We start from the raw sequence: 233 nt of genomic DNA on the forward strand, positions 1-233 counted from the left end.
TTGATGATACGGATATCTGCGCCAAACCGTTCTTGCAGCACTCGGTAGTCCGTCACGCTGCAGCTGTCTGAGCTCGTGATGAGCAGCTCTAGACTACTCATATCTAGTACGTGTTCATGCACATGCTGCATAAACGGTACGATCAAAGCTGGAGTCGATTCGAACACCGTAATTTGATAATCACGAATCCATCCGTGGAGACGGCTAAAATCAATCCGGTCGTCTTTCGGACA

At 48.5% G+C, this 233-nt stretch carries 1 protein-coding gene; it reads right to left on the reverse strand.

The window, feature by feature from the left end; all coding sequences use genetic code 11:
* A partial coding sequence (locus tag HFD99_RS25340; protein ID WP_167441112.1) for a hypothetical protein occupies positions 1 to 233 on the reverse strand: 233 nt, incomplete at both ends.

Source organism: Paenibacillus sp. EKM301P (assembly GCF_011800295.1).
GTDB lineage: Bacteria > Bacillota > Bacilli > Paenibacillales > Paenibacillaceae > Paenibacillus > Paenibacillus polymyxa.